Annotated in this window: 21 protein-coding genes and 1 pseudogene; 11 read left to right on the forward strand and 11 right to left on the reverse strand. The window is 64.2% G+C overall.

Going from position 1 to position 21,107, the window contains the following annotated elements; all coding sequences use genetic code 11:
- A pseudogene (locus FJ986_RS29660) lies at nt 1-324 on the forward strand (hypothetical protein); the annotation flags it as partial.
- A 136-nt stretch (nt 325-460) separates the two neighbouring features.
- Here the strand turns inward: FJ986_RS29660 and ybaL are convergent.
- Nucleotides 461-2,209: a YbaL family putative K(+) efflux transporter gene (gene ybaL, locus FJ986_RS29665; RefSeq protein ID WP_140676822.1), complete on the reverse strand. Its 1,749-nt coding sequence runs from the start codon at nt 2,207-2,209 to the stop codon at nt 461-463.
- 215 nt (nt 2,210-2,424) lie between these two features.
- The gene (locus FJ986_RS29670) at nt 2,425-2,874 is read right to left on the reverse strand and encodes a host attachment family protein (protein ID WP_140513765.1); all 450 of its coding nucleotides are present in this window, start codon (nt 2,872-2,874) and stop codon (nt 2,425-2,427) included.
- Nucleotides 2,875-3,305: 431 nt separating this feature from the next.
- Between FJ986_RS29670 and cysG the strand changes: the two genes are divergently transcribed.
- From cysG to FJ986_RS29695, 5 genes are all read left to right on the forward strand, one after another.
- Nucleotides 3,306-4,751, forward strand: coding sequence for a siroheme synthase CysG (gene cysG, locus FJ986_RS29675; RefSeq protein ID WP_140676825.1), 1,446 nt, complete (start codon nt 3,306-3,308; stop codon nt 4,749-4,751).
- Entirely contained in the window at nt 4,748-5,041 is a 294-nt protein-coding gene (locus FJ986_RS29680) for a DUF2849 domain-containing protein (RefSeq protein WP_140500242.1), read from the forward strand. Before cysG ends, FJ986_RS29680 begins: the two co-directional genes overlap by 4 nt.
- Nucleotides 5,042-5,089: 48 nt before the next feature.
- The gene (locus FJ986_RS29685; protein WP_140676828.1) at nt 5,090-6,760 is read left to right on the forward strand and encodes a nitrite/sulfite reductase; all 1,671 of its coding nucleotides are present in this window, start codon (nt 5,090-5,092) and stop codon (nt 6,758-6,760) included.
- On the forward strand, nt 6,735-7,499 hold the full coding sequence (locus FJ986_RS29690; protein ID WP_140500238.1) for a phosphoadenylyl-sulfate reductase: 765 nt from the start codon (nt 6,735-6,737) through the stop codon (nt 7,497-7,499). The genes FJ986_RS29685 and FJ986_RS29690 overlap by 26 nt, the downstream gene beginning before the upstream one ends.
- 161 nt (nt 7,500-7,660) lie before the next feature.
- Entirely contained in the window at nt 7,661-8,194 is a 534-nt protein-coding gene (locus FJ986_RS29695) for a DUF934 domain-containing protein (RefSeq protein ID WP_140558384.1), read from the forward strand.
- 108 nt (nt 8,195-8,302) lie between these two features.
- Here FJ986_RS29695 and FJ986_RS29700 read toward each other — a convergent pair whose 3' ends face one another.
- The gene (locus tag FJ986_RS29700) at nt 8,303-9,325 is read right to left on the reverse strand and encodes a fatty acid desaturase (RefSeq protein WP_140676831.1); all 1,023 of its coding nucleotides are present in this window, start codon (nt 9,323-9,325) and stop codon (nt 8,303-8,305) included.
- A 165-nt stretch (nt 9,326-9,490) separates the two neighbouring features.
- The gene (locus FJ986_RS29705) at nt 9,491-9,691 is read right to left on the reverse strand and encodes a hypothetical protein (RefSeq protein WP_140500234.1); all 201 of its coding nucleotides are present in this window, start codon (nt 9,689-9,691) and stop codon (nt 9,491-9,493) included.
- Nucleotides 9,692-9,930: 239 nt separating this feature from the next.
- Here FJ986_RS29705 and grpE point away from each other — a divergent pair, with 239 nt between their 5' ends.
- Nucleotides 9,931-10,566, forward strand: coding sequence for a nucleotide exchange factor GrpE (gene grpE / locus FJ986_RS29710; protein ID WP_140549492.1), 636 nt, complete (start codon nt 9,931-9,933; stop codon nt 10,564-10,566).
- A 128-nt stretch (nt 10,567-10,694) separates the two neighbouring features.
- On the forward strand, nt 10,695-11,327 hold the full coding sequence (locus tag FJ986_RS29715) for a trimeric intracellular cation channel family protein (protein WP_140500230.1): 633 nt from the start codon (nt 10,695-10,697) through the stop codon (nt 11,325-11,327).
- A 67-nt stretch (nt 11,328-11,394) separates the two neighbouring features.
- On the opposite strand, the gene FJ986_RS29720 is transcribed toward FJ986_RS29715, so the two are convergent.
- From FJ986_RS29720 to FJ986_RS29745, 6 genes are all read right to left on the reverse strand, one after another.
- Nucleotides 11,395-12,282 carry a GNAT family N-acetyltransferase gene (locus tag FJ986_RS29720; RefSeq protein WP_140500229.1) on the reverse strand — a complete coding sequence of 296 codons (888 nt, stop codon included), beginning with the start codon at nt 12,280-12,282 and terminating at the stop codon, nt 11,395-11,397.
- A 183-nt stretch (nt 12,283-12,465) separates the two neighbouring features.
- Nucleotides 12,466-14,775, reverse strand: coding sequence for a PAS domain-containing hybrid sensor histidine kinase/response regulator (locus tag FJ986_RS29725; protein WP_140676834.1), 2,310 nt, complete (start codon nt 14,773-14,775; stop codon nt 12,466-12,468).
- A gap of 85 nt (nt 14,776-14,860) precedes the next feature.
- Nucleotides 14,861-15,853 carry an MDR family oxidoreductase gene (locus tag FJ986_RS29730; protein ID WP_140500225.1) on the reverse strand — a complete coding sequence of 331 codons (993 nt, stop codon included), beginning with the start codon at nt 15,851-15,853 and terminating at the stop codon, nt 14,861-14,863.
- 62 nt (nt 15,854-15,915) lie between these two features.
- Entirely contained in the window at nt 15,916-16,404 is a 489-nt protein-coding gene (gene lspA, locus FJ986_RS29735; RefSeq protein WP_140500223.1) for a signal peptidase II, read from the reverse strand.
- 13 nt (nt 16,405-16,417) lie between these two features.
- On the reverse strand, nt 16,418-17,278 hold the full coding sequence (locus FJ986_RS29740; protein WP_140566078.1) for an RNA methyltransferase: 861 nt from the start codon (nt 17,276-17,278) through the stop codon (nt 16,418-16,420).
- Entirely contained in the window at nt 17,278-18,351 is a 1,074-nt protein-coding gene (locus FJ986_RS29745) for a class I SAM-dependent rRNA methyltransferase (protein WP_140676836.1), read from the reverse strand. The genes FJ986_RS29740 and FJ986_RS29745 overlap by 1 nt, the downstream gene beginning before the upstream one ends.
- Before the next feature lie 134 nt (nt 18,352-18,485).
- Between FJ986_RS29745 and FJ986_RS29750 the strand changes: the two genes are divergently transcribed.
- The 3 genes from FJ986_RS29750 to FJ986_RS29760 all read left to right on the forward strand — a co-directional run bounded on the left by FJ986_RS29750 (nt 18,486) and on the right by FJ986_RS29760 (nt 20,104).
- A complete protein-coding gene (locus tag FJ986_RS29750; RefSeq protein ID WP_140676839.1) occupies nt 18,486-19,172 on the forward strand; it encodes a YafY family protein in 687 nt (228 codons plus the stop codon).
- Nucleotides 19,173-19,274: 102 nt separating this feature from the next.
- Complete coding sequence (locus FJ986_RS29755) at nt 19,275-19,670, forward strand: VOC family protein (protein ID WP_140676841.1); 396 nt, start codon at nt 19,275-19,277, stop codon at nt 19,668-19,670.
- Nucleotides 19,667-20,104 carry an EVE domain-containing protein gene (locus FJ986_RS29760; RefSeq protein ID WP_140676844.1) on the forward strand — a complete coding sequence of 146 codons (438 nt, stop codon included), beginning with the start codon at nt 19,667-19,669 and terminating at the stop codon, nt 20,102-20,104. The genes FJ986_RS29755 and FJ986_RS29760 overlap by 4 nt, the downstream gene beginning before the upstream one ends.
- On the opposite strand, the gene FJ986_RS29765 is transcribed toward FJ986_RS29760, so the two are convergent.
- The gene (locus tag FJ986_RS29765) at nt 20,101-21,066 is read right to left on the reverse strand and encodes an ornithine cyclodeaminase family protein (protein WP_140566092.1); all 966 of its coding nucleotides are present in this window, start codon (nt 21,064-21,066) and stop codon (nt 20,101-20,103) included. The genes FJ986_RS29760 and FJ986_RS29765 overlap by 4 nt on opposite strands.
- Nucleotides 21,067-21,107 lie beyond the last annotated feature (41 nt).

Here is a 21,107-nt window from a genome sequence, read left to right on the forward strand (position 1 = left end):
AACAATCGAGGCAGCCGAATGCAGGAACTACTTCGAAAACGCAGGCTACGCTTCCGTCAAGATATGAAACGCTCTAGCCGGCTCGAGCTCTCCCGGTTCCTCAGGCCGCCTGTCGTCGCAGATCACCGGAACGCCCCGGTCAACGCCCTAGGCTACCTCCGCGTCATGTTCACCGTGGATGACATCGACGAGACGCTTGAAAGGCTCCGCACGCGCGGCGCGCAGCTCGTAGGCGAAGTAGTCCAGTATAAAGACGTGTACCGGCTCTGCTACATCCGTGGGCCTGAGGGGTTGCTCATCGGACTCGCCCAAGAACTCGGTTGAGCGCGATACGAAGACAAATGGCAGGAGTGACCGATGTCAGCGGGGGCGTCCAAGGCCGCCCCACCTGTTCGAGGTCCAGCCCTCCACAATCGGCCGCGTTCTCGCTAAGCACGGATTAGGTCCGTGCAGGATCGGCTCAGGCGGCGGACGGTTCAGCCGCCCGCGGCTTGTGACCAAGCACCTCTTCCACGATACCGCGCGCGATCTCGCGTTCGCCCATGATCACCGTATCGGCGCCGAGCCCCTTGAGATGCTCGACCTCGGCATCGGAATGGGCGCGGGCGACGACGTTGATGGCGGGATTGCCGGCGCGCGCACGCAGCACGATCTGACCGGCCTCGAAGGCATTGGGGATGGCCAGGATCAGCCGTTTCGCGCCTTCGGGGTTGGCGGCTGCAAACACTTCGGCATTGGCGGCGTTGCCGGCCACGGTCTCGATGCCCTCGGCCCTGAGCTTCACCAGTGTCTTGTCGGCATCCTCGACCACCAGGAAGGGCAGGGCGGCTTCCTTCAACGCAGCGCCGACGAGACTGCCGACACGGCCGTAGCCGATCAGGATCGCGTGGCCGCTAAGGGCTGTTCTTGGCGGCGGCCCATCTTCCTGCTCCGTCGCCGGGCCGACCGGTTTGGGCTCCACAGGCGGCGCCGTCCTGGCGGCGCGGGCCTCGAGCCATGGCTTCATCCAGTCGATGACCAGAAACATCACCGGGTTGAGCACGATCGAAAGGATGGCGCCCGCCAGGATGAGATCGCGCCCCTGTTCGGGCAGCAGTTTCAGCCCGACGCCGAGTTCGGCCAGGATGAAGGAGAACTCGCCGATCTGGGCAAGGCTCGCCGAAATCATCAGCGCCGTCGCCAGGGGATAACCGAAGGCGACGACGATGAGGAAGGCCGCCAGCGACTTGCCGACGACGATGATGGCGAGCGTTGCCAGAATCGGCAAGCCGTTGCTGAACAGGCTGAACGGGTCGAACAGCATACCGACCGAGACGAAGAACAGCACCGAGAAGGCATCGCGCAGCGGCAGCGATTCCTCCGCGGCGCGGTGGCTGAGTTCGGACTCGCTCATGATCATGCCGGCGAAGAAAGCGCCCAGTGCCAGCGAGACGCCGAACAGCTTGGCCGCGCCGAAGGCGACGCCAAGCGCTATCGCCAGCACCGAAAGCCGAAACAGCTCGCGCGAGCCGGTATGGGCGACATAGTGCAGGATCCAGGGAATGACGCGGCGGCCTACCACCAGCATGACGATGACGAAGGCGGCGACCTTGGCCAGCGTGATGCCGACGACGCCCCAGATGCCGTAGCTCGCGGGCAGCGACAGCAGGCCGCTCGCATGGGCATCCGCCTGCTCCTGGCCGCCAAGCACGCCGGCAAGCGCCGGCAAAAGCACCAGGGCCAGCACCATGGCCAGGTCCTCGACGATCAGCCAGCCGACGGCAATGCGGCCGCGCTCGGTCTCGATCAGGCGGCGCTCCTGCAGGGCGCGCAGCAGCACCACGGTCGAGGCCACCGACAGCGCCAGGCCGAAGACCAGTCCTGCTCCAGCCGACCAGCCGAGCATCCAGGAAAGCCCCGCGCCGAGTGCCGTGGCAAAGCCGATCTGGACGATGGCGCCGGGCACGGCGATGGCGCGGACCGACAGGAGATCCTTCAGCGAAAAATGCAGGCCGACGCCGAACATCAACAGGATGACGCCGATTTCGGCGAGCTCATTGGCAAGGCCGGCGTCAGCGACGAAACCGGGCGTGTTCGGCCCAACCAGCACGCCGGCCACGAGATAGCCGACCAGCGGCGGAATGCGGAAGCGGTTGGCGAGAGCGCCGAAGACGAAAGCGAGCCCCAGACCGGCTACGATGGTGGCGATAAGGGGAGTGTCATGCGGCATTGTCTATGGAGCGCCTTTCAAGCCAGCGATGCAGGATATGCGCCGCCCGAAGCCGCCGCCTGTTTGCAATATGGTGGATTGGGTGTCGGCCACGCAACCCCGCTAAACCGGGAATTGCCGGTGAAGCGACAAATACCTCGCCGGTGGGCAAGCAAGCCGGAATTCGAGGTCAGCCGAAATCATGCGCCGCAACGGCGGCGCTCGATCGCCAACGATCAAGCTGCCCGCAACAGGGCCTCGATCTCGAATACCGCGTGGTTGGTCAGCGTCTTGGGAATTTCCGCGCTGACCTTGTCGCTGACTTCCTTGTGCAGGATCTTGCGCATCGCGCCGAGCACGAGCGGCGGCGCGATGAGGATGATTTCGTCAAAAGAGCCTCGATGAGCCAGCTTGTAGAGCCGTTCGGCGAGTTCGTCGGCAAAGCGCTCCTTGCCGATCCGATGCCAATCCGTCTCCTCAACCGCGCTGCGATGAACCGAGGGGCCGTCATTGTAGCGACCGGGACTGTCGCTGCCTTGCTCGCGCGTTGGCGGGTTGTCCTGCCTCATTTCCTGCACCACTTCGAGGTTCGGAAATTTGGTGTCACCTGCATTTCTGAGGAAGAGCGCTTTTTCTCCGTCGGCCACCATGATCCAGATGCCGTGCTTCAACTTGATCGCGCTCATGACGCCGGGCTCCTTCCTTCGCTGCCGCCACGCTTGGCTTCACGCCGCGGCCAGGTATGATTTTGAATTGCGCATGCGGAAGGAACGCGCCTCGATCCGGTAATGTTCCAGCCAAAAAGCCAGGTCATACGGGCGCTCCGTCGAGGTGGAGGCGCGCGCACGACCGCCAGGCAGCTTTAATCTACTAAATTAGTAGAATTTAGAAAAAACGGTTTTGTCATAAAGCGCGTTCGGCCCAAAAAGAGGAGAAATCAAGGCCCGCGACAGCGGCTTGATGCCGGTCTCCGCAACAAGGTGGAATATTTTTCTCTTGGCTGCGGCCCTTTAGAAAAAGCGATTGCATCCCGGAAGGTGATGCGCGAGTGGGTTTCTTCAGCTTTTTCGCGCCCACGCGTAGAAGTGAAGACCAGATCAGGATTCCGTTCGTATCCATGCCGCAGCCCGCCCCCAAGCTCAATGCCTTCCCCGTCTTCGTACGGGTCGAGGACGAAGCCGTAACGATCGTCGGCGGCGGCGACGAAGCGTTGGCCAAGGCACGATTGCTTGGGCAGTCCAGCGCTACGCTGCGCATCGCCGCGGAGAGCGCCTCACCGGACATGCTCGGCTTCATCGCGCAGAGCGGCGCCACCCACATCGCGGCCTATGAGGCGAGCCGGCTGGAAGGCTCGGTGATGGTGTTCGCTGCCAGCGGCGATGAGGCGCTCGACCGGCGCGTTGTCCAGGATGCGCGCCGGCTCGGCATCCCCGTCAATGCGGTGGACCGGCCGGAGCTTTGCGATTTTTTCACCCCGGCGCTGGTCAATCGCGCACCGGTCGCGATCGCCATCGGCACGGAAGGCGCTGGGCCGGTGCTGGCGCAGATGCTGCGTGCCCGCATCGACCGCATGCTGTCGCCCTCGTTGGGCAGGTTGGCGGCTCTCGCCGCGTCCTTCCGGGCCGCCGCTGAAAGCCTGCCCAGGGGCAATTCGCGCCGCCGGTTCTGGAGCGAGTTCTTCGGCGGTGCGCCGGCGCGCGCCGTCGAAGCTGGCAAGCTTTCGCAGGCGCATGACGCAGCCGCCGATCTTCTGCGTTCGGCTGCATCCGCTTCAGGCCATATCGCCCTGGTTGGCGCGGGCCCCGGTGCCGAGGACCTTTTGACGCTGCGTGCGCATCGCCTGCTGATGGAGGCCGATGTCATCGTCCACGACGCGCTGGTGCCGGAGGCTGTCGTCGCCATGGGCCGACGCGACGCCGAGCGGCTGGCGGTCGGCAAACGCAAGGGCTGTCACACCAAGAGCCAGGCCGAGATCAATGCGCTGCTGGTCGAGCTTGGCCGCGAAGGCAAGCGTGTGGTGCGGCTGAAGTCGGGCGATCCCCTGGTGTTCGGCCGGGCCGGCGAGGAGATGGCGGCGCTGCGTGATGCCGGCATCGCCTATGAGGTGGTTCCGGGCGTTACCGCTGCTTTCGCTGCCGCCGCCGATTTCGAATTGCCGCTGACGCTGCGTGGGGTTTCCTCCTCGATGGTGTTCACCACCGGTCATGATCTCAAGGGCAATTCGCTGCCCGACTGGGCCAAGCTTGCCATTTCGGGTGCCACCGTTGCTGTCTATATGGGCCGCTCGGTGGCCGCGGAGGTTGCCGGCCGGCTGATCGAGGCCGGGCTTTCGCCCGATACGGCGGTAGCCGTGGTCGAGAATGCCAGCCTCGGCAATCGCCGCCGTTTCCACGGCACGCTTGCCGACCTGCCGTCGTTGGAAGCGCGCTCCGATCTCTCAGGTCCGGTCATGACCATCATCGGCGATGCGGTCGCCGGCGCCAATTTCGAACGGTCCGAACCGCTCGCGGCACACAGGCATGAAGGTGCGCCCATAGCTGCCACCGAGGGAGTTCAGCAATGAAGATACTGACCGCCAACCGGCTCGCCGACGGCATCGCCGTCTGGTACGCAGACGGCGGCTGGGCCGAGAGGGCGGACCATGCCGACCTCGCCCATGACAAGGCGGCCGAGGATCGCCTGGAAGCGATCGGTGCCAAGGCCCACGCCGACAACGAAGTCCTCGACGTCAACCTCATCGATGCCGAAATCGTGAACGGCGTTGTCGAGCCGGTGCGGTTGCGCGAGAAGATCCGCGCCGCGGGCCCGACCATTCGCAACGATCTTGGCAAGCAGGCCTCCCGGGCGGCGTAAGCCCAGACCAGAAGTGAACACGGGCGGACGCGCCCTGAAAGACGAAGCATGTACCGCTACGATGAGTTCGATCACGATTTTGTCCAGGCCCGCGTCGCCGAGTTCAGCGACCAGGTCCAGCGCCGGCTCGCCGGCGAGATCACCGAGGACCAGTTCCGGCCGCTCAGGCTGATGAACGGCGTCTACCTGCAATTGCACGCCTATATGCTGCGCATCGCGGTGCCCTATGGCACGCTGAACAGCAAGCAGTTGCGCATGCTCGGCCACATCGCGCGCAAATACGACAAGGGCTACGGCCATTTCACCACGCGCCAGAACATCCAGTTCCACTGGCCGGCGCTGTCCGACATTCCTGCAATCCTGGCCGATCTGGCGAGTGTCGAGATGCACGCCATCCAGACCAGCGGCAATTGTATCCGCAACGTCACCGCGGACCATTTCGCGGGTGCGGCGGCCGACGAGGTCGCCGATCCGCGTCCCTATGCGGAAATCCTGCGCCAGTGGTCATCTGTTCATCCGGAGTTTTCCTACCTGCCGCGCAAGTTCAAGATCGCGGTAACCGGCGCGGAGCGCGACCGCGCCGCCATCCAGACCCATGACATCGGCCTGCACCTGAAGAAGAACGCGGCCGGCGAGCTCGGCTTCGCCGTCTATGTCGGCGGCGGCCAGGGGCGCACGCCGATGGTCGCCAGGAAGATCCGCGATTTCCTGCCGGAAGCCGACCTTTTGTCCTACTGCACGGCGATCCTGCGCGTTTACAACCTGCATGGCCGCCGCGACAATAAGTTCAAGGCGCGCATCAAAATCCTGGTCCACGAGACCGGCGTCGAGGAGATCACGCGCCAGGTCGAGGCGGAATGGCAGCAATTGAAGGACGCCGAGTTGAAGCTGCCGGAAGCAGATATCCGCGCCATCGACGCCTATTTCGCGCCACCAGCGCTGACCGCGCGGCCGGACGGCGACGAGGCTGTAAAGCTGGCACGCCTCGATTCCAAGGGCTTCTCGGATTGGCTCGACCAGAACGTGGTGACGCATCGCCTCCCCGACTATGCGGCGGTGACCATCTCGCTGAAGGGTATCGGCGAAGTGCCGGGCGATGCGACCGACAGCCAGATGGAAGCGATTGCCGATATCGCCGAGAAGTATGGATACGACGAGTTGCGCGTCAGCCACGAGCAGAACCTGATCCTGCCGCATGTGGCGCGCGCCGACCTGAAGGCGGTCTATGACGCGCTGGTCGATATCGGCTTGGCGACCGCCAATTCGAACCTGATATCGGACATCATCTCGTGCCCGGGCCTCGACTATTGCGCGCTGGCCACAGCGCGTTCGATCCCGATCGCGCAGGAGATCTCGCGTCGCTTCGCCTCGCTGGAGCGGCAGCGCGAGATCGGCGAGTTGAAGCTGAAGATCTCCGGCTGCATCAATGCCTGCGGCCATCACCATGTCGGACATATCGGCATTCTCGGAGTCGAAAAGAAAGGCACCGAGCTGTACCAGGTGACGCTTGGCGGTTCGGCCGACGAGAACACTTCGGTGGGCGAGATCATCGGCCGCGGCTTCTCGTCGGAAGAGATCACCGACGCCATCGAGCAGATCGTTGAGACCTATCTCGGCTTTCGGCTCAACTCACAAGAGAAATTCATCGACGCCTACCGCCGTGTCGGTCCCGCGCCGTTCAAGGAGGCGCTCTATGCTGGCGAAGCCAAGGCCGCTTGACCCTATCGTCGACGCCGATGACGGCATCGCCGCCAAAGCGGCGGGGTTTGACGCGCTTTACGGCCACCTGAATCCGCTCGACATCATCGAACGCGCGGCAGGCGACCTGTTTCACGATGAGATTGCCGCGGTGTCTTCCTTCGGTGCCGATTCGGCCGTGCTACTGCACATGATTTCCGAAGTCGATCGCTCGCTGCCGGTCATCTTTCTCGATACTGGCAAGCATTTCGAGGAGACGCTCGGCTATCGCGACGCCCTGGTCGCCGATTTCGGGTTGACCAACATCCAGGTGATCAAGCCCGACGAGGCAGCACTCGAGCGGATCGATCCGACCGGCAATCTGCACCAGACCAACACCGACGCCTGCTGCGACGTGCGCAAGGTCGAGCCGCTGGCACGGGGCGTGGCGCCTTTCCGCGCCTGGTTCACCGGCCGCAAGCGCTTCCAGGCTTCGACGCGCGCAGCACTTCCAGTGTTCGAGGCGGTCGGCCCACGTATCCGCATCAATCCGCTGGCGCACTGGACGACGTCGGACCAGGCGGACTACATGCGCGCGCATGCACTGCGGGAAAATCCGCTGGTCGCCTATGGCTATCTGTCGATCGGCTGCTTCCCGTGCACCCAGCCGGTGCAGCCGGGCGAGGACGCGCGCAGCGGCCGCTGGGCCGGCCATGCCAAGACCGAGTGCGGCATTCACCTGTCGGGACTGGAGAAGTCGCTGACCGACGCATCGTTATAGGGTATGCTGATATTCAGGTGAGGCCGGCCTGCAAACGGCGGCTTCGGGGGCTCACGTACTACAAGTACGCTCCGCTCCGGCTCTCGGAAGCTACCGTTTCGACTAGGGCCTGCTTGAATCTCAACACACACCTTGAGCTCTTTGAATTTTAGGAAATTTCGATGACTGAACCGACGATACCGGAGACCCGCCTCTGGACCCCGACGGGTTTTCGCGAGGACGAGTGGGCTCATGCCGAAGGCGCGGAAGCACTGTCTGGCAATGGCCGCTTCATCCTGCCGCTGCAGGCGTTTCTCGATCTCGATCCGGAGGTGCGCCGGTCGACCAAGGAAAGGATCGGTGTCGTGCTGCAACCCGGCGATCAGCTCGAAAGGATTGCTGGCCTGCTCGACCAACTGTCGCTGGTGGCGCTGGCTTTTCCGTCGTTCAGCGATGGCCGCTCCTTCTCAAAGGGCGAATTGCTGCGCAGCCGACATCATTTCGAAGGTGCCGTGCGCGCCACCGGCCAGGTGCTGGTCGACCAGCTGCCGCATATGCTACGGCTCGGTTTCGATGAATTCGAAATCTCCAATCCCGTGCTCTTGAAGCGGCTGGACGAAGGCCGCACCGGCGGATTGGGACTCTACTACCAGCCTGCCGCCGTGCCGAAGCCCAAGGGACCAAAATACTCCTGGCGTCGGCTGCGTGCCGGCTGACGTCACGACACTTCCAGCGACAGGTTTGCGGCCGCCTGTCCTCTCCCGTCACGACGACAGGAGGTGCCCGCCGGCGGATCGGGGACAGCAGAGCCAGGCAGAAGATGGCTACGCCACCATCCGTGCCTGGCGAAACGACACCAGCTTGCCGCTGTTTTCATCCCACAGCGCCAGCTTGACGCAGCGCAGGCTCTCAAGAAGGGTGATGCGGCCTATGCCGCGCAGTTCCGGATAATCGCGCAGCACTTCCTGCAGGCGGTAGCCTGGCACCTTCGCGGAGAGGTGATGGACATGATGGACACCGATGTTGCCGGTGAACCAGTTCAGCACCGGCGGCAGGTCATAATAGGAGGATCCGTGCAAGGCGGCACGCTGGAACTCCCACTCATCGTCCTTCGCCCATTCGGTCTCCTCGAACTGGTGCTGGACATAGAACAGCCAGATGCCGGCCGACCCGGCAAGGATGACGATCGGCAGGTGGACGACCAGAAAAGCGCCAATACCGACGAACCATATCAGGATCGACGCTGCCAGCACGATGGCGAGGTTGGTGGCCATCGAGGATACCCAGGGCTTCAGGCCACCGCGCATCATCCCGACCGGCAGCCTTTGCTCGAAGATGAAGAGCCATATCGGTCCCAGTCCGAACATGACCAGGGGATGGCGATAGAGACGATAGGCGAGGCGACCTCTCCAGGACATCCGCCGGTACTCCGCGACCGTCAACGTCTTGATATCGCCAACGCCGCGCTCGTCGAGATTACCCGCGCTGGCATGATGGGTGGCATGAGCACTCCGCCAGCAATCATAAGGCGTCAGCGTAAGCACGCCCAGGACGCGGCCTATCCAGTCATCGGCGGTGCGGTTGGCGAAGAAAGATCCGTGCCCGCAATCGTGCTGGATCATGAAAATCCGCACCAGGAAGCCCGCCGCCGGCAAGATCAGCACCAGCCCCCACCAATGGCCATAGGCAAAGGCGATCGAGGACAGCGCCCAGAGTGCTGCGAAAGGGATCAGGGTGATCGCCAGTTCGACGGCGCTGCGCCGCCTGTCCGGCTTCTTGTAGCGCGCCAGGATCTTCAACCAGGCGCGCTTACTGTTGGCGGCAGTCTCAGGGGAAATCATGTTCATCATGAAGCATAGGCGGAGGGGCCCGGCTCCCGCAAGGCTAATCACGAGAAATTACCGCGCGTAATTGTCGCGATGGGGCGCGGGATCCTCGATCCAGGCCGCGACTTCAGGTTCTGTTCTAACCCTTGCAACTCTGCCAACCCGGATCGCATCCGGTCACATGCATCAATGGCGCGCGCCGCCAGCCATGCTGTTTTCCAGGCCGTCGAGACGTTCGAGCTGGTCCCGGAAGCGGTCGGGAATGTCTTTCTCGGCGCGAAAGGCCGGCAGCGCATGCAGAAAGCGTCTCACCGCCGCCGTGCCTAGCTGGCGCCGGATTTCGGCGGCGATCCGATCTTTCTTTTCGCCCTTGTCGCGGGGTGTCATTTCAAAAATCCTGTGTCGGTTCGAAAATCCTCCAGCCAGCAAATGGTTCCCCGATCGCGCCGCCGGGGCAAGCAAAGGTGGAAGCTATGGTAAAGTTTGAATTAAAATCGAAGCATCGCACTGATCGCCATTCGGTTTGAACGGCTGGGCGCGTGCCTTCGCTTACCCCTTGATTTTTGCCCACCAAACCTCGATATCGGGCTCAAAATCCACACTATTCGAGATGATGGGAAACGGCGATGAGCGACCAGGCAAAAGACGAACGCGCGCCCGACGAAATTGAGGCGACCGAAGCCAATGCCGAGCGCACGGAAGGTGGCGTCGATGGCGATTATGAAGCGGTTGTGCGGCTCCTGAAGGAGAATGAAGAGCTGAAGGACAGGGCGCTTCGCGTTGCGGCCGAGATGGAGAACCTGCGTCGCCGCACCGCGCGCGACGTGCATGACGCGCGTACCTATGCGGTCGCGAACTTCGCCCGCGACATGCTGTCGGTTTCGGACAATCTGCGCCGCGCGCTGGACGCTATTCCCGCCGAGGCCAAGGCGTCCGGCGATGCGGGTTTCAAGGCGCTGATCGACGGCGTCGATCTCACCGAGCGTGCCATGCTGTCCGCACTGGAGCGGCACGGCGTCAAGAAGCTCGCGCCGGAAGGCGAGAAGTTCGATCCCAATTTCCACCAGGCCATGTTCGAAGTGCCCAATCCCGATGTGCCGGCCAACACGGTGGTGCAGGTCGTGCAGCCGGGCTATTCGATCGGGGAGCGGGTGCTGCGCCCGGCCATGGTCGGCGTTGCCAAGGGCGGCCCGAAACTCGCCGCTGGCGAAGCGCCGGTCGAGCCGGGGCCCGTCAACGAGCAGGCGGAGAAGGATGCGTAGTTGGCGGAATAGGGCAGTAAGGCAGTAAGGCAGTAAGGCAGTAAGGGGCGTATCAACAGTACGGCTTCGTGCTAAACATACTCCCCTACTCCCCTACTCCCCTGCTGCCTTACTCCCTGGTCCCGCCCTTGAACCCCATCGCGCTTCTCGACTATGCCGGCGTTGCGGTCTTCGCGGCGACAGGTGCGCTTGCCGCGTCGCGCAAGCAGCTCGACGTTATCGGCTTCCTTTTCCTGGCGTGCGTCACCGGCATCGGCGGCGGCACTCTTCGCGACGTCATCCTTAACCTGCCGGTTTTCTGGATCGCCAATTCCAGCTATGTGCTGATCTGCGCGGCGGTTGCGGTGCTGGTCTTTTTCAGCGCGCACCGTGTCGAATCCCGCTGGAAGTGGCTGCTCTGGCTCGACGCCGTCGGGCTGGCCGCTTTTTCGGTGATGGGTGCGGCCAAAGGGTTGGCCATCACCGGTTCGCCGGTCGTTTCCGTCATCACCGGCGTGCTGACCGCCACATTCGGCGGCATCCTGCGCGACGTGCTGGCAGGGGAGCCTTCGGTGCTGTTGAGGCCGGAAATCTATGTTACGGCCGCCCTGGTTGGCGCGTCGATCTTCACATTGGGCGATGTCGCCGGACTGCCGCAGATCGTGTCAGGCTTGGCCGGTTTCGCCGCGGCATTCGCCGTGCGCGGCGGCGCGCTCAAATTCGGCTGGTCGTTTGCGTCCTACAAGAGCCGGCCCGGCAGGCGGCCGGAGGATATTTCGTGAGAGAAGGGATTAGGGATTAGTCAGTGGATGAATCATGATGTCTTCACTACTGCCTACTGCCTACTGCTCACGCCGCAAAACGCTGCGCTTCCCCGCCGTAATAATTGACGTAGCGGGCGCCGATCTCCTTGACCGGCATCACCACGAACACATCGACCGTCGAGAATTCACGATCGATGACGCAGCCGTCGCCGATGCGGGCGCCGACCCTGAGATAGCCCTTGACCAAGGGCGGCATCGCAGCGATCGCTGCCTTGGCATTGACCGCCTCGATCGGCATCAGGTCCATGGAACAATAGCGCCCGGCGACGGCGCGCACGTCCCAGGCCGAATTCGTGCGGCAGTGATGCGCCAGATAGGTGAGCGCCTCGGCATGGGCCGCCGGCACCGTGCCCTGGAAAGACGCACAGCCGGTCATCACGCCAATGCCGTAGTGGTTGATGTAGGCCCAGATGCCTTGCCACAATGCCTCGATGGTGCGCTTCGAACGGTATTCCGGCAGGACGCAGGAGCGGCCGAGCTCGAGAAAGCGCTGGCCGGGGTGACGGGCGATGAGCTTGGTCAGCTCGAACTCGCCTTCGGAATAGAAGCCGCCGGCGGCCGCAGCGATTTCTTGCCGCAGCAGCCGGTAGGTCCCGACGATGCGGCGATGTTCGGGGCCGGAAAGCGAGGTATCGAAGACGAGCAGGTGATCGCAGTGCGGATCGAAGCGGTCGGCATCACGGCGGTCCTGCACCTGAAACAGGTTCTTCCTGGCGCCAAGCTCGTCGTAGAATACCCGGTAGCGCACTTCCTGCGCGGCCGCGATCTCGGCCTCGTTGCGGGCCAACCGCACTTCGAGGTTGCCGATACGGCCGAGCGCTGCGCCCTTTGTGACGGAATCGACATTGCGCCCGGCAAGCAAGGCGCCGCCGGCGTTCGGCCGAGTGTCACATTCCGGCATAACTGTATGCACGAGTGATTCTCCTTCGAGCCATCCCTCTTGGCACGGGGATACGGTGTAGGTGCAACAGGATTGTGACAGTACCGTGATACGGCGTCGCGGGCAATACTTCGTCGGCTGGCGAATACGGTCAACCGGCTACGTTATGCAAAAGCAAGGTGGCGCCGCTCGGCAGGAGATTGATGAAAAAAAGGCTCAGGCGGCGACCTGCCCCTCGATGGCGTCGACCAGTGCATCGGGGTCGAGCGGCTTGGTGACAAAGCCGCTGGCGCCGTGGGCGAGCACCGCATGGCGGGTCTTTTCCTGGCTGTCGGCCGACAGCACCATGATGGGCACTGGCGGCACGGCGGTCTCCTCCTCATGACGGCGGATGGCGGCGATGGCGTCCATCCCATCCATCACCGGCATGTGCAGGTCCATCAGCACCACGTCGAAGCGGTGTTTGTGTCCGGCACCGGTAACGGCCTCGACCGCCGCCTTGCCGTTGCCGACAACCTTGACGCGATGACCGGCCTTCAGCAGCGTGGCGCGAGCGAGCATGGCGTTGATGTCATTGTCCTCGGCGATCAGCACCGACAGGCCACGCTGGCGATCACTGGCGGCGCGAAGCGCCGGCGGGTGGGGCTTTTCCGGCCGTGTCGGGGCAAGCGCCGGCGCATGACTGCTCAGAAGCACACGCAAAAGTGTTCCGCCTCGCACCGGTCTGGCGAGGAAGGTCGCGTAGCCGCTGGCGCGGAACTCGCCGAGCATGCCGCGATCGGTCGGGGCGATCAGCGTGATGGCTTCGCAATCGGAAAAACCGCTTTGGCGCAGCCGCTTGAGCAGTCTTCCGTCGCCCTCTTCCATGGCCGCGTCGACCAGCAGCACGTCGCAATCGCCGGAGAACGATGCCGCCTGCGCCACGGTGGTGGCGATATCGACCGCGCCGCCATTGGCGCGGATGCTGCGGGCGATGGCGTCGGCCTCGACGATATTTCTCGACAGGATTACCGCGTGCCTGCCCTGAAGCGCGTCCACCCGGCCCGGTGGTGGCTCGCTCGCGGAGATGGCCGGGATATCGAAGACGAATTCCGAACCCTGACCCAACCGGCTGGAGACGGAAATCGTGCCGCCCATGGCGGTCACCAGGCGCTTGGAGATGGCAAGACCGAGACCGGCTCCGCCATGCGCGCGCGTCGAGGTACCGTCGGCCTGCTCGAACTCCTCGAAAATGCGCTCCATGTCGTCTTCATGCAGGCCTGGCCCGGTATCCGCGATGGTGAAGCATATGCGGTCGGTGGTTTCAGTGCGGGCGCGCGCCATACTCACCAGCACCCCGCCGCTGTCGGTGAACTTGATGGCGTTGCCGATCAGGTTGAGCAGCACCTGCCTGACCCGGCCCGGATCTGCGGTGATCAATTGCGGCACGTCGGGCTCGACATGGCAGCCGAGGCCGATATCCTTGGAGAAGGCGCGCGCGGCGAGGAGCTCGACAACGTTGTCGGCGATCTCGCGCACCGACATTGGCTGCGGTTCGGGATCGAAGCGTCCCGCCTCGATCTTGGAATAGTCGAGCAGGTCCTCGATGAGGGCCAGCAGGGCGCTGGCCGAGGTCGAAATGGCGCCGACATAGGTCTGCTGCTCCGGCGACAGGCTGGTATCGGCCAACAGCCTGGCCATGCCCATGATGCCGTTCATCGGCGTGCGGATTTCATGGCTGACGGTGGCGAGGAAGCGCGATTTGGCCTGGCTTGCGTATTCGGCCCGCTCGCGCGCGGTGATCAGCGAGGATTCGGCACGCTTGCGGGCGGTGATGTCGCGGGCGATGGCGCGATGCGAGACAGAACCGCTGTCCTTGTCGCGCACCGACAGTTCGATCCACGAGAACCAGCGCGAACCGCCGGGGGTGCGGATGGCGACGTCGGTGGAACTCAGGCATTCATGGTCGGAAAAGGCGGCGTCGGGAACGATACCGACTTCGATGCCAAGTTCAGCCAGGGTCTTGCCGGCGAGGTCGCGCTGGTCGACCTCGACGAGATCGGCGAACACCTTGTTGGCATAGACGATATAGCCGTCGCGGTCGCGGTGGATGACGAGATCGCCAAGCGCGTCGATCAGACCGCGAAAGCGCTCTTCGCTCTCCTGCATCTCCCACATGCGATCGGCCAGCGTCTCGATCTCGGCACGGCTGCGAGCCGTGGTTTCATCAAGCAGCGCGGCGGTGCGGTATTCGTTCCTTCTGGCGCGCAGGTGCAGGCCGAAGCCGGCAAGGCCGGTCGCCAGCAAAGCGAGGCTGATGAAGATCGGCGCGCCGGTCAGGTGCGTCAGCCCCGCCAGCATGATGATGGCGACGAAGGTCAGCAGCGGCAAGCCTTCGCGGCCGGCCAATCGCGGCTCATTCCTGGCCTGTTGCGGCTCAGGCGCCAGCGGCGGTGCGGCGACGAACCGCCGCGCCGACGCCGGCGGAGGTACCGCATCGACGTCTTCGCCAGTCTCCACTTCCTGGATGCCGGATTCCGCGACCATGCGAAAATCCTACCGGACAGAAATTATGGAAGCCTGCGGGGGATCGTTCGAATTTTAGCGGATAGGTTGTTTTACCCCGGCGAACTCACTGCATGTCGACGACGACGCGGCCGCGGATCTTGCCGTCGACGATGTCGCGCGCGGCGTCGATGATGTTGTCGAAGCCGATGGTCGTGGACAGGCTGGCGAGCTTGCGCAGATCCAGGTCGGCGCCGATGCGGCGCCAGGCCTCGAGCCGCACCGGTTTCGGCGCCATCACCGAATCGATGCCGAGCAGCGAAACGCCGCGCAGGATGAAAGGTGCCACGCTCGACGGCAGGTCCATGCCGCCGGCCAGGCCGCAGGCCGCGACGGCACCGCCATAGGAGGTCATAGAGAGCACATTGGCCAGTGTGTGGCTGCCGACGGAATCGATGCCGCCCGCCCAACGCTCCTTGGCGAGCGGCTTGGTCGGCTGGCTGAGTTCGTCGCGCGATATCACCTCCGCGGCGCCAAGATCGATGAGATACGGGCTTTCGGCATTGCGCCCTGTCGAGGCAATGACGTGATAGCCCAGGCTGGACAGGATGGAGACCGCGACCGAGCCGACGCCGCCGGCCGCGCCCGTCACCACCACGGGCCCGCGATCGGGCACGATGCCGTGCCGCTCCAGTGCCATGACGCACAGCATTGCGGTATAGCCGGCGGTGCCGACCGCCATCGCGTCATGCGCGCTGATGCCGTCGGGGAGCGGCACCAGCCAGTCGCCGTTGACGCGGGCGCGCCCGGCATAGGCGCCAAAATGCGTCTCGCCGACACCCCAGCCGTTCAGGATGACCTTGTCTCCCTTGCGCCAGTCGGGATGGGAAGAGGATAAGACCGTTCCGGCGAAATCGATGCCTGGCACCAAGGGCCAGCGGCGAATGACCGGCGCCTTGCCTGATATTGCGAGCCCATCCTTGTAGTTCACCGTCGTCGCTTCGACTGCGACGGTGACGTCACCGTCCATGAGATCGGCTTCGGTGAGGTCGGTCACCGCCACCGACTGTTTCTTTTCGGCGTCGCGCGAAACGAGGATGGCTTTGAAGGTTTCGGGCATTTTTCTCTCCTCGATCTATCGACGTTTGGACTCTGCTGCGGCGGCCGCGCCGGGTCAATCGGTCAGGCGTCGGGACCCTGGGGCTTGGGCTGGCGCCGCCAGCCCAAAACTTCGTCAAGCACGACCAGCGCGGCGCCGACCGAAATGAAGGCATCGGCGAGATTGAACACGGCGAAGGACCAGACCGGAGTGTGGAACAGGATGTAGTCGATGACGTGGCCGTAGACGGCGCGGTCGATCAGATTGCCGAGCGCGCCACCGATGATCAGGGCAAAGCCGGTGCGGGCAATAACATGGCCCGCTGGCGTGTGCGTGGCCAGATAGAGCACGAAGGCGACTACGAGAACGGCGATGATCACCAGCCCGGTATCGCCGAAGGATGAGAACATCGAGAAGGCGATGCCGGTATTATAGGTGCGAAACAGCGCCAGGAAGGGCAGGAGATCGAGCTTTTCCTGAAAGGGAAGGCCGATCTCGACCAAATGTTTTATCCACTGGTCGAGCGCGATGGCCGCGACGACCAGCAGCGCATAGGGAGACCATGATTTCACGATTGGGCAACCCTCATTGCGAATCCACCATAGGGTCCAGTTTCAGCGCGCCGCGGCGGATCTCGAACAGCATGACGCCGGTGGCGACGGCAAGATTGAGCGAATCGGCACGCCCTGCCTGCGGAATCCTGAGCAGCCTGTCGCAACTCGCCGCCAGGCTTTCGGGCAGGCCTTGCTGCTCATTGCCCATCATCAGCAGCACCGGCCCCCGGGAAAAATCGACCGAGCGGTAGTCGACCGCGCCTTTGAGGTGTGTGCCGGCGACGAGACCCGAAAACCCGCCGCGCCAGGCGAGGAATGCCTCGGTCGTCGCCTTGGCCACCGGAACGGCGAAGATAGAGCCCATGGTGGCGCGCACCGTCTCCACCGAAAAGGGATCGGTGGTGTCTCCGACCAGGATCACGCCCTTCGCGCCTACGGCGTCCACCGTGCGGATGACGGTGCCGAGATTGCCGGGATCACGCACCCGGTCGAGCGCCACCCAGACATCGCCATTGTCGGCGCGGATATCCTTCAGGGCCAGGAATTTCTGCGAGAAAACGCCGATCACCATTTGCGGATTGTCGCGGCGGGTTATGGCGACAAGCACTTTTTCCGAGACTTCAAGCACCGTGCCGCCGGAAGCCACCGTGCGCGCAGCGACCTTCTCCACCGCCGCGTTGCCGCGTCCGGCCTTGGCGAAGACCAGGGTCCTGATATGCCAGCCGAGGTCGAGCGCATCGATGACCAGCTTCAGTCCCTCGGCCATGAAGGCGTTCTGCTGGTCGCGGAATTTTTTCAAGGCCAGCGCCTTGATGTCCTTGACCAGCGGATTGGCGAGGCTGGTGACCTCTTTCACCTGCCCGACCGGACGGGCGCCGTCATATCCACTCATCAGGCCACCCAGCGCGAGAACAGCGAGGTCGACAGCGCGCGGCCCGCCGATTTTTCGCGGATGATCAATTCGCCCGATTCAACCCTGCCGCCCATGCCAACAAAGGTGTCGCGCATGAGGGCATGGATGGCGAAGAAGGAGGCGCGGATCGAATAAGCGGTCAGCACCACGGCAAGCGGTTTCGGGGTCAGGATCGATCGGCAGAGATCGGTCAATGCCGGCAGGTCCTCGAACAACTGCCAGACCTCGCCCTTGGGGCCGCGGCCATAGGCGGGCGGGTCGAACAGAACGATGTCATAGCGGCTGCCGCGGCGCTCCTCGCGCTCGGCGAATTTCACCGCGTCTTCGACGATCCAGCGGATCGGCTTGTTGCCAAGCCCGGCCATCTCCTGGTTTTCGCGGGCCCAGCCGATCGCCTTTTTCGAGGCATCGACATGAGTGACCTCGGCGCCGGCGCGCGCCGCCACCAGCGAGGCAAGGCCGGTATAGCCGAACAGGTTGAGCACCTTGACCGGCCGCCTGGCCGCCGCGATCAGTCCGGCCATGTGATCCCAGTGCGAGGCCTGCTCGGGAAACACGCCGACGTGGCGAAACGAGGTGAAGCGGCCGAGATAGTCGATGCCGTCGTGCTTCATAGGCCAGGTCTCGCCGAGCGGCGTCCCGGGGAAGCGCCAGCGGCCAATGCCTTCCTCGTCGGTATCGCCGGTGAAGACAGCGTCGGCGCGGTCCCATTCCCTTGCCGGTAGCGCCTTCTGCCAGATCGCCTGGCCCTCGGGGCGGACGATCCGATAAGGACCGTATTGTTCGAGCTTCTGGCCGGCGCCGCTGTCGAGCAGCGCATAATCGGCATTGGGTGCCACTTCGAGGATCAGCGGAAGCTGTTCGGCCGGAAGAGCGCCGTCGCGACGGGCCAGGATGCGGGGCGCCGACTTCGGTTCCGGGCGCTCGTCGGCCCTGGCCTCGGGCCGCTCCTGCGGCCTGGCCGTTCCACGGCCTTCATGCGGACGCACCCGTTGCGCACCGCTTTTTGCGGGCGGACGGCTGTCGCGGCGTTTGTCGCGAAAAGATTTCAAGCAGGAGCATCTCCGAGGCGTGGCCGCTTTTGACATAGGGCAACCGGCTTCGCAACCAAGTCCGCCGCGCAAGCGTCGCCTGGTCATGTCGGCTTGCGATGGACCAATGTCAAAGAAACAGGCAAATCTTCGATATGTCCCGCTCCGAACGCCTGCTCGACCTGATCCAGACATTGCGCCGGCATCGCATGCCGGTGAGCGGGCAGTCGCTCGCCGACGAACTCGGGATTTCAATTCGCACGCTTTACCGGGACATCGCAACGCTGCAGGGCCAGGGGGCGCCGATCGAGGGCGAGGCGGGGCTCGGCTATGTGCTGAAGCCCGGATTCATGCTGCCGCCGTTGACGTTCAGCGACGAGGAGATCGAGGCAATTGTGCTCGGTTCGCGCTGGGTCGCCAAGCAGCCGGATTCGCGGCTTTCGTCAGCGGCCGTCAACGCGCTTGCCAAGATCGCGTCGGTGCTGCCTGATGATCTGCGCGAGGATCTCGACGCCACCACACTGCTGGTCGGGCCGCCCGCCCCGACTGTTGAAAGCATCGATCTCGGCCTGGTGCGGCAGGCGATCCGTAACGAGCGCAAGCTGGACTTTTTCTATCGCGATGCCAGCGGCGCGGGGTCGCGGCGCGTGGTGTGGCCGTTCGCGCTTGGCTTCTTCGACAAGGTGCGGGTCGTGGTGGCGTGGTGCGAAATGCGGCAGGATTTCCGGCATTTTCGCACCGACCGCATAGCCGAGCTCAAGACGACGGATCTGCGCTATCCGCGCCGCCGTCAGGCGCTGCTGAAGGAATGGCGGGCAACGCTCGACACCCCACGGCGTTAGCGGTGTGTAAGCTGTCCAGGGCGCCTTTCGTGACGGATACTGCCAGAATCTGACAGTGATGCGCTTTATGTCTGTCCCGGTCGAAACCCCTGGAGAACAGTCATGGTCACCCCCAATTTCGTCATCCTCTACGTCGACCAGCCGCAGCGTAGCGGCGCCTTCTACAGCGCGCTGCTCGGCCGCGAGCCGGTCGAAAGCGCGCCGACATTCGTGCTGTTCGTGCTCGACAACGGTTTCAAACTCGGTCTCTGGTCGAGGCATACGGTGGAACCGGCGGCGGCAGCGACCCGTGGCGGCGCCGAGATCGTCTTTGCCCTGGATACGCCCGAGGCAGTCGATGCCGCCCATGCCGACTGGTCCGGACGTGGGCTGAAGATCCTGCAGGCGCCGACCGACATGGATTTCGGCCGCACCTTCGTTGCGCTCGATCCCGACAACCATCGCCTGCGGGTCTACTGGCTGTCGGACGGGCAGCAGGCAGACGGGGAGCAGGAATGAGCGCGTCTTGGATCGCGGTGGCGTCGGCGCAGCACGTCCGGCGCGGCCGCGAGGGCGGCTTCATGCAGGTCAACCACGGCAAGGCGGCGCCGCTGCGGCGGGTCCAGCCCGGGGACGGCATTGTTTATTATTCGCCGACAACGATTTTGGGCGAGAAAGACGGGCTGCGGGCGTTCACGGCGATCGGCACGGTGCGGGAGGGAGAACCCTATCAAGGCGACATGGGCGGCGGCTTCACGCCCTTTCGCCGCGACGTCGACTGGGCGGCGGCCGGGGAAGCGCCGATCAAGCCATTGCTCGACAGGCTGGACTTCACGGCCGGCAAGCCGAATTGGGGGTATCAACTGCGCTTCGGCCTGTTCTCGGTAAGCGCGGCCGATTTCGCCGTAATCGCCGAAGCAATGGGCGCTAAAGCAGCCGGGACAGTAAGCTAGGTCCGGAGCGCCTTGTAGACGGCAATGCCGGCGGCAAGGTCCTCGAGCGCGGCGCCGACCGACTTGAACAGCGTGATCTCGTCGGCGCTCCGGCGCCCTTGCTTTTGACCGCGCGCCAGCTCGTGCAAGTCGGCTATGATGGCTTCCGGTTTCAACACGCCCGAAGCGAGCGGTATGACGATGTCGCCCGCTTCCTTGGTGGCGCCGGCGCGGGTGTCGACATAGACGCGGGCGCGCCCTATCGCCTCGTCGTCGCTTTCGCGCATTGTCGGGGTGAAGCCGCCGACCATGTCGACATGGCTTCCCGGCTTCAGGCGGGCGCCCTTGATCAGCGGATCGGTGGCGATCGTCGCCGACGAGACGATATCGGCCTGGCCGAGCTCGGCATCGAGATCGGCCGCTGCGCTCGCCGCGAAGCCCTCGGCGCGCAGTCCGGCGGCGACCTTCTCGGCGTTGTCCAAGGTGCGATTCCAGATGCGGATGGTCCTGATCGGCCGCACGGCGCAATGCGCCTTGGCGAGGAATGGCGACAGCGCACCGGCCCCGATCACCAGCAGCCGGGAAGCGTCTTCGCGCGCCAGATAGGATGCGGCGAGCGCCGAGGCGCAGGCCGTGCGCCATTGCGTCAGCCGCTGGCCGTCGATCAGGGCCTCCGGTTCGCCGGTGGCGCCGTTGAGCAGGAGATAGACCCCCATCACTGCCGGTTTGCCGATGGCATTGTTGTCGGGCGAGACGGTAACGATCTTGACGCCGATATGCCCCCCGGCCGAGATGCCGGCTGCGTTGAAGTCGGTCCAGGCCGGCATCAGCAGCAAGGTCGAGGCCGCACCGTCCGGCCGTTCGACCGTGTGATGGTGCCGGACAGGTTGCACCGCGCCGTCACGGAAAGCCCCGCGCAGCGTCTCCACCAGCCCTGGGAAGGTCAACGCCTGGTCGACCTCTGCGGCCGAAATGGTCAGCATGGGAAACTCCGTGAAGAAAATCGCGGGCCCGAGAGGGCCCA

Origin of the sequence: Mesorhizobium sp. B1-1-1, from assembly GCF_006442955.1 — a bacterium.
Lineage (GTDB): Bacteria > Pseudomonadota > Alphaproteobacteria > Rhizobiales > Rhizobiaceae > Mesorhizobium.